This window comes from Streptomyces sp. NPDC001406, assembly GCF_042895285.1.
Classification (GTDB): domain Bacteria; phylum Actinomycetota; class Actinomycetes; order Streptomycetales; family Streptomycetaceae; genus Streptomyces.
In genome coordinates this window covers 112,487-125,793 of record NZ_JBIAWG010000012.1, presented here as the reverse complement: position 1 = coordinate 125,793, position 13,307 = coordinate 112,487, and the positions used below count along the sequence as shown (strand labels likewise).

Here is a 13,307-nt window from a genome sequence, read left to right as displayed (position 1 = left end):
GTGCTGGAGGATCCGTGGACCTGTCCCTGTCGACCCGTACCGTCGGCGATCGTACGGTCGTCGAGGTCGGTGGCGAAATCGACGTATATACCGCGCCCAAGCTGCGCGAGCAGCTGGTCGAGCTGGTGAACGACGGGAATTTCCACCTCGTCGTCGACATGGAGGGCGTGGACTTCCTCGACTCCACCGGTCTCGGCGTGCTGGTCGGCGGGCTGAAGCGCGTGCGTGCCCATGAGGGCTCCCTGCGCCTGGTCTGCAACCAGGAGCGCATTCTCAAGATCTTCCGCATCACCGGCCTCACCAAGGTGTTCCCGATCCACACCTCGGTCGAGGAAGCGGTGGCGGCCACCGACTGACCTGGGCTGCTGCCGACCGATCCCGGACCGCCGATCGGCCCGAATCGTCGGCGCGCCCGGTCCCGGGCCGCAGTGCCCGGGGCGGAAGAAGTCTCATCAGGGGGTCCGGGCTTTCGGCGGCCCGGCCCCCGACCGCACGCCCGAAGTTGCGAGGGGGATGCATGGCCACCGTTGAACTCCGCTTCAGCGCGCTGCCCGAGCACGTCAGGACCGCCCGACTGGTGGCGGCAGCGGTGGCGCGCAGGGCCGGAGTGGACGAGGCCGTACTGGACGAAGTGCGGCTCGCCGTCGGCGAGGCCTGCTCCCGCGCTGTCGGGCTGCACCAGAGCGCCGGTATCGCGGCGCCGGTGAAGGTGGCGCTGATCGAGGACGAGAAACAGTTCTCCATCGAGGTCGGCGACGAGGCGCCGCATTCGGCCCCGGGTGACCGGGCGCCCGGCGGTGCCCCCGAGGAGGGGGACGCGGAGACCGAGGAGGACGAGATGGGCCTCGCGGTCATCAGCGGCCTCGTCGACGACGTGGAGGTCAGCGCCGGGGAGCACGGCGGGCTGATCCGCATGACCTGGCCGACCACCCCGCCGGCGGTCGCGCTCGCCTGAACCACTCCCGTCGCACCCGTTCGGCGCAACCCCGCTCACTCACAAGGGCCCTGCTCAGCAGGGCCCTTCGTGCTGTTTCCCTGCGGCCACCTGCGACCATCGGAATTCGTGAAGAAATTCACGATCAATCACCGGATTATTTGATCAAGCGCCAATGCGGGCGTCAATGCCTTTGGGGCGTTACCACTTTCGGGTTCTCTGGCGCGATGTCGATCATTTGCTGAAGAGCAGGTGAAGGCTAATTCCGTTTACCGCGCTCTGTTTTGATCAGGTTCCGGTACCTACAATCCGTCCACATCTTGAGCTCAGCCCAAGCGTCAAGGAGGACGAATGGCGGGGCTTTCTACCCCTCATCAGTTGGGCCAACCCACAACCTTCGCAGCCGCAGTCCTGACCGACGACAACCGTGTCCTCGTGGCGATCATCGCGGTCGTCGCGGTCGCGGCGCTGGTCGTCGCGGGAGTCCTGGTGCGCCAGGTGCTCGCGGCGGGCGAGGGCACCGACAGCATGAAGAAGATCGCGACGGCGATCCAGGAAGGCGCCAACGCCTATCTGGCCCGGCAGCTGCGCACGCTCGGCGTTTTCGCCGTCGTGGTGTTCTTCCTGCTCATGCTGCTGCCCGCGGACGACTGGAATCAGCGCGCCGGGCGATCGGTGTTCTTCCTGATCGGCGCGGCGTTCTCGGCGGTCACCGGCTATATCGGCATGTGGCTCGCCGTCCGCAGCAATGTGCGTGTCGCCGCGGCGGCCCGGGAGGCCACCCCGGCGGAAGGTGAGCCGGAAAAGGATCTCACCGCCGTCTCGCACAAAGCCATGAAGATCGCTTTCCGCACAGGCGGCGTCGTCGGCATGTTCACGGTGGGGCTCGGCCTGCTGGGCGCCTCCTGTGTGGTGCTGGTGTACGCGGCCGACGCGCCGAAGGTGCTCGAGGGCTTCGGCCTCGGGGCCGCCCTGATCGCCATGTTCATGCGTGTGGGCGGCGGCATCTTCACCAAGGCCGCCGACGTCGGCGCCGACCTGGTCGGCAAGGTCGAGCAGGGCATTCCGGAGGACGACCCGCGCAATGCCGCGACCATCGCCGACAACGTGGGCGACAACGTCGGCGACTGTGCCGGTATGGCGGCGGACCTGTTCGAGTCGTACGCCGTGACCCTGGTCGCGGCGCTCATCCTCGGCAAGGTCGCCTTCGGCGACTCCGGGCTCGCCTTCCCGCTGCTGGTGCCCGCGATCGGCGTGATCACCGCGATGATCGGCATCTTCGCTGTCGCGCCGCGCCGCAGCGACCGCAGCGGCATGACCGCGATCAACCGGGGCTTCTTCATCTCCGCGGCGATCTCGCTCGTGCTCGTGGCGGTGGCGGTCTTCATCTATCTGCCCGGAAAGTACGCGGACCTCGACGGCGTCACCGACACGACGATCAGCGGCAAGGACGGCGACCCGCGGATCCTCGCACTGGTCGCGGTGGCCATCGGCATCCTGCTCGCCGCCGTGATCCAGCAACTGACCGGCTACTTCACCGAGACCAACCGCCGTCCGGTGATGGACATCGGCAAGACCTCCCTGACCGGCCCGGCCACCGTCATCCTGGCCGGTATCTCGGTCGGTCTCGAATCGGCCGTCTACACCGCCCTGTTGATCGGCCTCAGCGTCTACGGGGCGTTCCTGCTCGGCGGTACGTCCATCATGCTGGCCCTGTTCGCGGTCGCGCTGGCCGGCACCGGTCTGCTCACCACGGTCGGTGTGATCGTCGCCATGGACACCTTCGGTCCGGTCTCCGACAACGCGCAGGGCATCGCCGAGATGTCCGGTGACGTCGTGGGCGCGGGCGCGCAGGTGCTCACCAACCTGGACGCGGTCGGCAACACCACCAAGGCCATCACCAAGGGCATCGCCATCGCCACCGCCGTCCTCGCGGCATCGGCGCTCTTCGGGTCGTACCGCGACGCGATCACGACCAGCGTGCAGGACGTGGGCGCGAAACTGACCGGCCCGGGCGCGCCGATGAGCCTGTCGCTGGACATCTCGCAGCCGAACAACCTGGTCGGCCTGATCGCGGGTGCGGCGGTCGTCTTCCTCTTCTCCGGACTCGCCATCAACGCGGTGTCGCGGTCGGCGGGTTCCGTGGTGTACGAGGTGCGACGGCAGTTCCGCGAGAAGCCCGGGATCATGGACTTCACGGAGAAGCCCGAGTACGGCAAGGTCGTCGACATCTGCACCAAGGACGCCCTCAGGGAGCTGGCCACGCCGGGCCTCCTCGCGGTGATGGCGCCGATCTTCATCGGGTTCACGCTCGGTGTCGGCGCCCTCGGCTCCTATCTCGCGGGCGCGATCGGCGCGGGCACGCTGATGGCGGTGTTCCTGGCCAACTCCGGTGGTGCCTGGGACAACGCCAAGAAGCTGGTCGAGGACGGCCACCACGGCGGCAAGGGCAGCGAGGCCCATGCGGCCACGGTGATCGGTGACACGGTCGGCGACCCCTTCAAGGACACCGCCGGTCCCGCGATCAACCCGCTGCTGAAGGTGATGAACCTGGTGTCGCTGCTCATCGCGCCCGCGGTCATCAAGTTCTCGTACGGCAATGACAAGAACCTCGGCGTACGGATCGCGATCGCGGTCCTCGCGCTGGTCGTGATCGTCGGCGCCGTGTACGTCTCCAAGCGGCGCGGTATCGCCGTGGGCGACGAGGACAGTGCCGAACGGGTGAGCAAGTCGGCCGATCCTGCGGTGGTTTCGTAGGCCGTCTTACGGCGGACCGTTCAACGGACGGGCGGGTGGCGCGCATTGATGTGCCGCCCGCCCGTTCGTGTGTGCGCACGCCCTCATGGTGAGCCTTCTCTCGCTTGGTGCAAAGAGGAGCAAAATGGTCCTTATCGGCTGTTCGGCGTGCGACTGTCACCCATCCGGCGTGTAGGGTCCGGGGGCCGAGAGCCAGGGAAGGGACCGATCCGGTGAACAAGAAGCTCGCGGCCGCACTGTCCGGCGGTGCGGTACTCATGGCGGCGCTGACGGGATGCAGCAGCGGCGGCGGAAGCGACAACAACGACAAGCTGGATGCCTGGGCCAAGCAGGTCTGCGACGCGGTCCAGCCGCAGGCCAAGAAGATCGCGGCCGCCAACGCCGCGATCCAGAAGCAGACCTCGGACAACAGCGCGCCCGCGGACGTCCAGAAGACCGATGCGAAGGCCTTCCAGGACATGTCCGACGCCTACAAGGCGATCGGCGCCGCCGTGAACTCGGCCGGGGCGCCGGATGTGGACAACGGCAAGAAGAAGCAGCAGGACGCGGTCAAGGAGCTCAACCAGATCGGCGCGTCCTACGCCTCCCTGAAGAAGCAGGTCGACGAGCTCGACACCAAGGACCAGGCGAAGTTCGCCGACGGCCTCAAGGACATCGCCACCCAGCTCGACAAGCTGAGCACGACCGGGAACGACGCGCTGAAGAACCTTGAGGAAGGTGACGTCGGCAAGGCGATGGCCAAGCAGGAGAGCTGCAAGTCGGCCTCCTCCTCGGCCTCGGCGACGGCGGGCTGAGCACGAAGGCGGGCGGCTGACGCGGGCCGGTTCGGGTACGTGCGATGTCGGTCCGAGCGGACACAATGGGGGACGTGAGTAACGCCACCCTGTCCCCCCTGCCGTCCTCCGACCGTCCCGATGTCGCCGCCCGGCTCCGTGCCGGCCTGCTCGGCGCCGCCTTCACCGCCGACGGGCTGCTCGAACTGCTCGGCGCCCCCGCGTATGCGGCCCTGGCCCGCAGCGAGACCGTGCCCGCACTCAGGGCCACCCGCGGAGACACGCCGCTGGAGACACTCGTACGGCTGTTCCTGCTCCAGCAGCCCGTGCCGCACGCGCGCGTGGCGGACGTGCTGCCCGTCGAGGAGTGCCTGCAGAGCCGGTGGCTGACGCGCGTCGGCGACGACGAGGTCGCCGCCACCGTGGACATCCGGCCCTACGGCGGCCCGGACGGCGAGGACTGGTTCATCGTGTCGGACCTCGGATGCGCCGTCGGCGGCGCGGGCGGCATCGGCGGCCAGAGCCGTCAGACCGACTCGGCCGTGGTCCTCGGCGTCGGCGGGGCCTCCACGACCCTGGCCGGCATCACCGTCCGCACGCCCGTCGCCGCCGCGCTCGACCTCGGCACCGGCTCCGGCATCCAGGCGCTGCACGCCGCCCAGCACGCCACACGCGTGACGGCGACCGACCTCAACCCGCGCGCGCTGCACATCACCGCGCTGACACTCGCCCTGTCCGGCGCCCCGGCGGCCGATCTGCGCGAGGGCTCGCTCTTCGAGCCGCTCAAGGACGACGAGACGTTCGACCTGATCGTGTCGAACCCGCCGTTCGTGATCTCGCCCGGCGCCCGTCTGACCTATCGCGACGGCGGGATGGGCGGGGACGATCTGTGCCGCTCGCTCGTTCAGGGAGCGGGCGAGCGTCTGAACGAGGGCGGGTTCGCCCAGTTCCTCGCCAACTGGCAGCACGTGGAAGGGGAGGACTGGCAGGACAGGATCAGGTCGTGGGTGCCGCGCGGGTGCGACGCCTGGGTCGTGCAGCGCGAGGTGCAGGACGTCACGCAGTACGCCGAGTTGTGGCTGAGGGACGCCGGTGACCACCGCGGTGACCCGGCGGAGTACCAGGCGCGGTACGACGCCTGGCTCGACGAGTTCGAGGCGCGCAAGGTCAAGGCGGTCGGCTTCGGCTGGATCACGCTGCGCAGGACCTCTGCCGCCGAGCCCTCGGTCGTCGTGGAGGAATGGCCGCACCCGATCGAACAGCCGCTCGGGGAAACGGTGCGGGCGCACTTCGCCCGGCTCGACTATCTCCGTCGGCACGACGACGCCGCCCTGCTGGAGGGGCACTTCAGGCTCGTCGCCGAGGTCGTCCAGGAGCAGGTCGGGCTGCCCGGCGCCGAGGACCCGGAGCATGTGGTGCTGCGCCAGCACCGCGGTATGCGCCGCGCCACCCGGGTGGACACCGTCGGGGCCGGCTTCGCGGGCGTGTGCGACGGCACGCTGAGCGCGGGCCGCATCATCGACGCCATCGCCCAGCTGATGGGTGAGGACCCGGTGGTGCTGCGCGACAGCACGCCCGCGCAGATCCGGCTGCTGGTGGAACAGGGCTTCCTCGAACCGGCCGGCTGAGTCCGCGGTCCGCGGCCGGCTCCGGCCGGGTGGCTACGGCGTCGGGCCGACCCGGGTGAGCGTCACCTGGCGTACGGACACCCGTCGCGCACGCCGGCCGCGCGACACGCGCACACCACCCGTGCCGTACGGCACACCGGTCGGGTGACCGGCGTCGCACCGGGCCCGAAGGGGGCGCGGACGGGGCGCGGCGCGACCCGGGACGCGCCGACGGCAAGAAAACGGCCGGAAAAATATCTGTGTCCGGTCTCGCATCGAGACTATTCGAATGCGCGTACGAAAAGCTGTCGGCTCGTCGTTCACCTCGGGTTCGCCCGCACGCCGCCCGTGCGTGCCAGTCTCCGGCCCCTGGGCACTCATGGACGGCGGAAAAGGGGCAGGGGAGCCATGGAGAGCGGACCGGCGATCTTCGCGGGAGTGGTGTTCGCCCTGTTCGGAGGCGCATTGCTGGTGTGGACCGGCGCCCGGGTCCGGCACCGTGAACCGGTCGCCCATGGCGTGAATCAGGTCGCATCGGCCACCCTCGCGGGCCTCGCCGGAGTGGTCGCCCTGGGCCTCGGCGCGTACTGCCTCACCCGCATGTGACCGCGGGTCGCGTACTGCCGTACGCGTAAGGGGAGCGTCACGCTCCGGACAGGGCTGTGACGGCGGCCTGGCACTCCGGGCGGCAGGAATGCCGGTAGTCGGGTTACCGTTCGAGTGGCCGTTGTGGGCTTTTCCCGTTTGACACGGGGGCGGGATGTACCGTCACACTCCGCAGCGTCACCACGACACGACCCGGGACACAGGCCCGGGCAGGCCCCAGCGTCGACCGGAGAGAAGAGCGAAGTTGTCCCCGACCAGCGAGACCGCACAGGGCGGCCGCCGACTCGTCATCGTCGAGTCGCCTGCCAAGGCGAAGACGATCAAGGGCTACCTGGGCCCCGGCTACGTAGTCGAAGCGAGCGTCGGGCACATCCGCGACCTTCCCAACGGCGCCGCGGAGGTGCCGGAGAAGTACACCGGCGAGGTCCGCCGCCTCGGCGTGGACGTCGAGCACGACTTCGAGCCGATCTATGTCGTCAACGCCGACAAGAGGGCCCAGGTCAAGAAGCTCAAGGACCTGCTGAAGGACTCCGACGAGCTCTTCCTCGCCACCGATGAGGACCGCGAGGGCGAGGCCATCGCGTGGCACCTCCTGGAGGTCCTCAAGCCCAAGGTCCCGGTCAAGCGGATGGTCTTCCACGAGATCACCAAGGAGGCGATCCGCGAGGCCGTCGCCAACCCGCGCGACCTGAACCAGCGCATGGTCGACGCCCAGGAGACCCGCCGCATCCTCGACCGCCTGTACGGCTACGAGGTCTCGCCGGTCCTGTGGAAGAAGGTCATGCCGCGCCTGTCGGCCGGCCGTGTCCAGTCGGTCGCGACCCGGCTCGTGGTGGAGCGCGAACGTGAGCGCATCGCCTTCCGTTCCGCCGAGTACTGGGACCTGACGGGCACCTTCGGGACCGGCCGCGCCGGCGACGCGAGCGACCCGTCGACCCTGGTCGCCCGGCTTCAGTCCGTCGACGGCAGGCGCGTCGCCCAGGGCCGCGACTTCGACTCGCTCGGGCAGCTCAAGACCGCGAACACCCTCCACCTCGACGAGGCGAACGCCCGCGCCCTCGCCGCCGCCCTGGAGAACACCCGGTTCTCCGTGCGGTCCGTCGAGTCCAAGCCGTACCGCCGCTCGCCGTACGCCCCGTTCCGTACGACGACGCTGCAGCAGGAGGCCAGCCGCAAGCTCGGCTTCGGCGCGAAGGCGACCATGCAGGTCGCGCAGAAGCTGTACGAGAACGGCTACATCACGTACATGCGTACGGATTCCACGACGCTGAGCGACACCGCCGTCGCGGCCGCTCGCGCCCAGGTCACGCAGCTGTACGGCGCCGACTATCTGCCGCCGCAGCCGCGCACCTACGCCGGGAAGGTCAAGAACGCCCAGGAGGCGCACGAGGCGATCCGTCCTTCGGGTGATCGTTTCCGCACCCCGGCGGAGACCGGGCTGACCGGCGACCAGTTCAAGCTCTACGAGCTGATCTGGAAGCGGACCGTCGCCTCTCAGATGAAGGACGCGACCGGCAACAGCGTCACCGTCAAGATCGGTGGCACCGCCGCCGACGGCCGGGACGTCGAGTTCAGCGCGTCCGGCAAGACGATCACCTTCCACGGCTTCCTGAAGGCCTACGTCGAGGGCGCCGACGACCCGAACGCCGAGCTGGACGACCGCGAGCGCCGGCTGCCCCAGGTCAACGAGGGTGACGCGCTGACGGCCGAGGAGATCACGGTCGACGGGCACGCCACCAAGCCCCCGGCCCGCTACACCGAGGCCAGCCTGGTCAAGGAGCTCGAAGAGCGCGAGATCGGCCGCCCGTCGACGTACGCGTCGATCATCGGCACGATCCTCGACCGCGGCTATGTGTTCAAGAAGGGCACGGCCCTGGTGCCGTCCTTCCTGTCCTTCGCCGTGGTCAACCTGCTGGAGAAGCACTTCGGGCGGCTCGTCGACTACGACTTCACCGCCAAGATGGAGGACGACCTCGACCGCATCGCGCGCGGCGAGGCGCAGGCCGTGCCGTGGCTGAAGCGGTTCTACTTCGGCGAGGGCACGAACAACGGCAACGCGGCCGAGGCGGGCAACGGCGACGGGGACCACCTCGGCGGCCTCAAGGAGCTGGTGACCGACCTGGGCGCGATCGACGCGCGCGAGGTGTCGTCGTTCCCCGTGGGCAACGACATCGTGCTGCGGGTCGGCCGCTACGGCCCCTACATCGAGCGCGGCGAGAAGGACACCGAGCAGCACCAGCGCGCGGACATCCCCGACGACCTCGCCCCGGACGAGCTGTCCGTCGAGCTCGCGGAGGAACTGCTCGCCAAGCCGAGCGGCGACTTCGAGCTGGGCACGGACCCGCAGAGCGGCCACCAGATCATCGCCAGGGACGGCCGCTACGGCCCGTACGTCACCGAGGTGCTCCCCGAGGGCACCCCGAAGACCGGCAAGAACGCCGTCAAGCCGCGTACGGCCTCGCTGTTCAAGTCGATGTCGCCGGACACGGTGACCCTGGAGGACGCCCTCCGGCTGATGTCGCTGCCGCGTTCCGTCGGCACGGACGCGGACGGCGTGGAGATCACCGCGCAGAACGGCCGCTACGGCCCGTACCTGAAGAAGGGCACGGACTCGCGGTCGCTGCAGGCCGAGGACCAGATCTTCACGATCACGCTGGAGGAGGCCCAGGCGATCTACGCCCAGCCGAAGCAGCGTGGCCGGGCGGCCGCCAAGCCGCCGCTGAAGGAGCTGGGCGAGGACCCGGTCAGCGGAAAGCCGGTCGTCGTGAAGGACGGCCGCTTCGGGCCGTACGTCACCGACGGCGAGACCAACGCGACCCTGCGTTCGGGCGACAGCGTCGAGGAGATCACCCCGGAGCGCGGCTTCGAGCTGCTCGCCGAGAAGCGCGCCAAGGGCCCCGCCAAGAAGACGGCGAAGAAGGCGCCCGCGAAGAAGGCCCCGGCCAAGAAGGCCCCGGCCAAGAAGGCGACCGCCACCAAGACGGCCGCCAAGAAGACGACCACGGCGAAGAAGACGACGACGGCCAAGAAGACCGCCGCCAAGAAGGCGACGACGGCCTCGAAGGCCGCTGCTTCCAAGGCGTCGGCGGAGGACTGAGACCGGTCGGCGGACGACTGGGACCGCCGGTCTTCACATCCTGCTTCACATCTTGTTCGCAAAACGAACGCCCCGGCATCACTTTGGTGTCGGGGCGTGCGCACGTTCGGACGGGCGCGGCGGGCTGTCGGTCCCTGCCGATAGGCTGAAAGCATGACGCGAGCCGAGCAGCCAACGGCCCTCACCACAGCACCCGACGACACCCTCGTAGCGGACTCCCGCGAGCGGGCGGTCCGCGCCCTGCTGCGCCAGCCGCAGCTGAAGCGGTTGTGGAGCGCACAGCTCGTGAGCGGCGTGGGCGACGCCCTCGCGCTCTTGGTGCTGGTCCTGCTCGCCCTCCAGGCGGCGATCGCCGAGGGCTCCTTCGGCGGCGGCTACCGGGGCGTGGCGTTCGCAGTGGCGACCGTCTTCGGGGCACGCATCCTGGCCACCCTGCTCTTCGGCGCCGTACTCCTCGGCCCGCTCACCTCCCTGACCTCGCAGGACGGCCCGCTCGACCGCCGCTGGACGATGGTCGGCGCCGACGGTCTGCGCGCCGTACTGCTGATCATCGCGCCCCTGTGGATCGACTGGACGCCCGCCAACGCGCTGCCGGTCCTGCTCGTCACCGCCTTCGTGACCGGTGTCGCCGAGCGCTTCTGGTCCGTGTGCCGGGAGAGCGCCGCCCCCGCTTTGCTGCCCGCCCCGCCCCCCGAGGGCGCGACGGTACGACCGCTGCCGGACCACATGGACGCCCTGCGCCGCCTGTCGCTGCGCACGGGCTTCGTGGCGGTCCCCCTGGCGGCCGCCGCCCTCGTCACCGCGGCGCTGCTCAACAACCTCCTCGGCACCGTGAGCGCCTGGTTCGCCCAGCACCAGGCGGCCCTCGGCTCGTATGTGGCGGCCGGCCTGTTCGCCGCGTCGCTGTCCGTGCTGACGTACCTGGAGCTGCCCGACGCGCGCACCCCGCGCCCGCGGTCCCCGCTGGAGGGACTGCGCCGCCCCAGGACGGGCACGGGCGTGGACAACGGCCGCACGGGGGCCGTACCGCTGCTCGTCCTCGCCTGCGCCGCCGTCGCCGGGGCGATCGCCGCCGCCGTCGCCGTGTCCGTGCTGCAGGCCAAGGACCTCGGCGGCGGCCCGGTGCTGTACGGCCTGCTGGTGCTCGCCCTGACCGGCGGAGTCGTCGTCGGCATCCGCACGGCCCCCGCCGTGCTGCCGTCGCTGTCCCGCCGCCGGCTGCTGTCGCTGGCGATCGCCTTCACGGGCGTCGCGCTGCTTGCCGCCGGGCTCGTCCCGGACGTCACCAGCGTGCTGCTGATCGTCGCGCTCGCCGGGGTCGGCGCGGGCGTGGCCGCCAACACCGGGCACACGCTGCTCGACCAGGAGACCGAGGACTACCGCCGGCCGCGTACCACCGAACACCTGCACGCGGTCGTACGGGTCCTCGTGGCGCTCGGCGCGCTGATCGCGCCCCTGGTGGCGGCCCTCATCGGCCCGCACCGGCTGGAGAACGGCAAGTTCGTGTTCGCGCACGGCGGCGCCGCCTTCACCCTGATGCTGGTCGGCGCGCTGCTGCTGCCGGTGGCCGCGCTGGTGCTGGCCAAGGTCGACGACCGGTCCGGCGTGCCGCTGCGGCACGACCTGCGGGACGCGCTGCTCGGCGGCGACGACCCGGCACAGACGCCGGCCGCGAACGGCTTCTTCATCGCCCTGGAGGGCGGCGACGGCGCCGGGAAGTCCACCCAGGCCGAGGCCCTCGCGGAGTGGATCCGGGCCAAGGGCCACGAGGTCGTGCTCACCCGCGAGCCGGGGGCGACTCCCGTGGGCAAGCGGCTGCGCTCGATCCTGCTGGACGTGTCGTCGGCGGGGCTCTCGCACCGGGCGGAGGCGCTGCTGTACGCGGCGGACCGCGCCGAGCACGTCGACACGGTTGTACGGCCCGCGCTGGAGCGGGGAGCCGTCGTCATCTCCGACCGCTACATCGACTCGTCGGTGGCCTACCAGGGCGCGGGCCGGGACCTGTCCCCGACCGAGATCGCCCGGATCAACCGCTGGGCGACCAACGGCCTCGTCCCCCATCTGACCGTCCTGCTGGACGTCGCGCCGGAGGCCGCCCGCGAGCGGTTCACCGAGGCTCCGGACCGGCTGGAGTCGGAGCCTGCCGAGTTCCACGCGCGCGTGCGGGCCGGTTTCCTCACGCTGGCCGCCGCCGACCCCGGGCGCTATCTGGTCGTGGACGCGGGCCAGGAGCCCGAGGCCGTCACGACCGTGATCCGGCACCGGCTCGACACCGTGCTCCCACTGTCCGAGGCCGAGGTGAAGGCCGCCGAGGAGGCCCGCAAGGCCGCCGAGGAGGAGGCCCGCCGCAAGGCCGAGGAGGAGGCCGCGCGCAAGGCCGAGGAGGAGCGCCTGGAGCGCGAGCGCCAGGAACAGCTCGCCAAGCTGCGCGCCGAGGAGGAGGAGCGCAAGCGGCGCGAGCTGGAGGAGGCGCAGCGGCGCGAGGCCGAGCGGCAGGCGGAGGAGGCCCGGCAGCGGGCCGAGGAAGCACGCAGGCGTGCCGAGGAGGAGCGGGCCCGGCTCCTTGCCGAGGAAGAGGCCAGGGCCGCCGAGGAGGCCCGGCGCAGAGCCGAGGAGGAGCGGCGGCGCAGGCAGGCCGAGGAGGAGGCCAGGCTGCACGCCGAGGCCGAGGCCCGGCGGCTGGAGAAGCAGCGCAAGGCCGAGGCGGCGCTGCTGCGCGCCGAGGAGGCCCGGCGCCAGGCGGCAGCGGCGTCGGCCGCCGCCGACGTGGCCGCACAGCAGCCCGCGGCACCCCAGCCGACGGTCACCGCGGCACCCCGGCCGACGGCTCCCGCCGCCGCGCGGGAGGCGGCGACCGTGCCGACGCCCGTGGTGAAGCCGGGCGCGGCGGACGAGACGGCGGTGCTGCGGCCGGTTCGGGCGGACGAGGAGGAGCCGAAGGGCGGCGCCAAGGGCGAGCAGGGCGGCGGTCGGCCGTCCCGGTCCCGCAAGCCGTCCGGGGAGTCCGAGTCCGAGGTGACGGCGAAGCTTCCGCAGCCGCCGGTACCTCCGGGTGCTGCCGACGAGACGGCCGTGCTGCCCCCCGTGGCTGCGGGCGCGGCGGACGAGACGGCCGTGCTGCCTCCGGTCGCTCCCGGTGCGGCGGACGAGACCGCCGTACTGCCTCCCGTGCGGGGCGAGGACCCGGCGCAGCGGATGCCGCAGGGGTTCTTCCGGGACGAGCGGTCGGCCGCCGGTCCCGCCGCCCCCGACGACCGTACGCGGGAGCTTCCGCAGGTCGACGAGGACGGCGTCGCGCGACGGCGGCCGCGGTCCGACTGGGCCGAGGAGACACCGCTGGACGATCTGCCGACGCTCGCGGACGAGCTGCTGGGGTCGTACGAGGACGACGGGTACGACGAGGATCAGGGCGGCCGGGGCCGCGGGCGGGGCCGCAGGGGCTGACCGGGAACGTCACCACGGCCCCCGGCTGTCAGTGGTCGCCCGCACAATGGACACCGGAACGCGAAATGTGACGGAAGGGCGGCGTGACC

General features: G+C 71.0%; 8 protein-coding genes. All 8 read left to right on the top strand.

Annotated elements, in window-relative coordinates:
- Nucleotides 1-14 precede the first annotated feature (14 nt).
- Nucleotides 15-356, top strand: a complete 342-nt coding sequence (gene bldG / locus ACFY1J_RS28325) for an anti-sigma factor antagonist BldG (protein ID WP_010986038.1) — start codon at nucleotides 15-17, stop codon at nucleotides 354-356.
- Nucleotides 357-517: 161 nt separating this feature from the next.
- Nucleotides 518-955: an ATP-binding protein gene (locus ACFY1J_RS28320; protein ID WP_390711721.1), complete on the top strand. Its 438-nt coding sequence runs from the start codon at nucleotides 518-520 to the stop codon at nucleotides 953-955.
- Nucleotides 956-1,285: 330 nt separating this feature from the next.
- The gene (locus tag ACFY1J_RS28315) at nucleotides 1,286-3,691 is read left to right on the top strand and encodes a sodium-translocating pyrophosphatase (RefSeq protein ID WP_390711720.1); all 2,406 of its coding nucleotides are present in this window, start codon (nucleotides 1,286-1,288) and stop codon (nucleotides 3,689-3,691) included.
- 257 nt (nucleotides 3,692-3,948) lie between these two features.
- Nucleotides 3,949-4,485, top strand: a complete 537-nt coding sequence (locus tag ACFY1J_RS28310; RefSeq protein WP_390711760.1) for a small secreted protein — start codon at nucleotides 3,949-3,951, stop codon at nucleotides 4,483-4,485.
- A gap of 65 nt (nucleotides 4,486-4,550) precedes the next feature.
- Nucleotides 4,551-6,092 (top strand): methyltransferase, encoded by a 1,542-nt coding sequence (locus ACFY1J_RS28305; protein WP_390711719.1) that lies wholly within the window; start codon nucleotides 4,551-4,553, stop codon nucleotides 6,090-6,092.
- Between the two features lie 387 nt (nucleotides 6,093-6,479).
- The gene (locus tag ACFY1J_RS28300) at nucleotides 6,480-6,677 is read left to right on the top strand and encodes a hypothetical protein (protein ID WP_390711718.1); all 198 of its coding nucleotides are present in this window, start codon (nucleotides 6,480-6,482) and stop codon (nucleotides 6,675-6,677) included.
- A 244-nt stretch (nucleotides 6,678-6,921) separates the two neighbouring features.
- Nucleotides 6,922-9,774 (top strand): type I DNA topoisomerase, encoded by a 2,853-nt coding sequence (gene topA, locus ACFY1J_RS28295; protein WP_390711717.1) that lies wholly within the window; start codon nucleotides 6,922-6,924, stop codon nucleotides 9,772-9,774.
- A gap of 153 nt (nucleotides 9,775-9,927) precedes the next feature.
- A complete protein-coding gene (gene tmk, locus ACFY1J_RS28290; RefSeq protein WP_390732207.1) occupies nucleotides 9,928-13,218 on the top strand; it encodes a dTMP kinase in 3,291 nt (1,096 codons plus the stop codon).
- Nucleotides 13,219-13,307: the final 89 nt, after the last annotated feature.

Bases quoted from the DNA above. Each gene is read 5' to 3' on its own strand.
- ACFY1J_RS28315 (WP_390711720.1), top strand. From the start codon at position 1,286: ATGGCGGGGCTTTCTACCCCTCATCAGTTGGGCCAACCCACAACCTTC.
- ACFY1J_RS28305 (WP_390711719.1), top strand. From the start codon at position 4,551: ATGGGGGACGTGAGTAACGCCACCCTGTCCCCCCTGCCGTCCTCCGAC.
- ACFY1J_RS28310 (WP_390711760.1), top strand. From the start codon at position 3,949: ATGGCGGCGCTGACGGGATGCAGCAGCGGCGGCGGAAGCGACAACAAC.
- ACFY1J_RS28320 (WP_390711721.1), top strand. From the start codon at position 518: ATGGCCACCGTTGAACTCCGCTTCAGCGCGCTGCCCGAGCACGTCAGG.
- ACFY1J_RS28300 (WP_390711718.1), top strand. From the start codon at position 6,480: ATGGAGAGCGGACCGGCGATCTTCGCGGGAGTGGTGTTCGCCCTGTTC.
- tmk (WP_390732207.1), top strand. From the start codon at position 9,928: ATGACGCGAGCCGAGCAGCCAACGGCCCTCACCACAGCACCCGACGAC.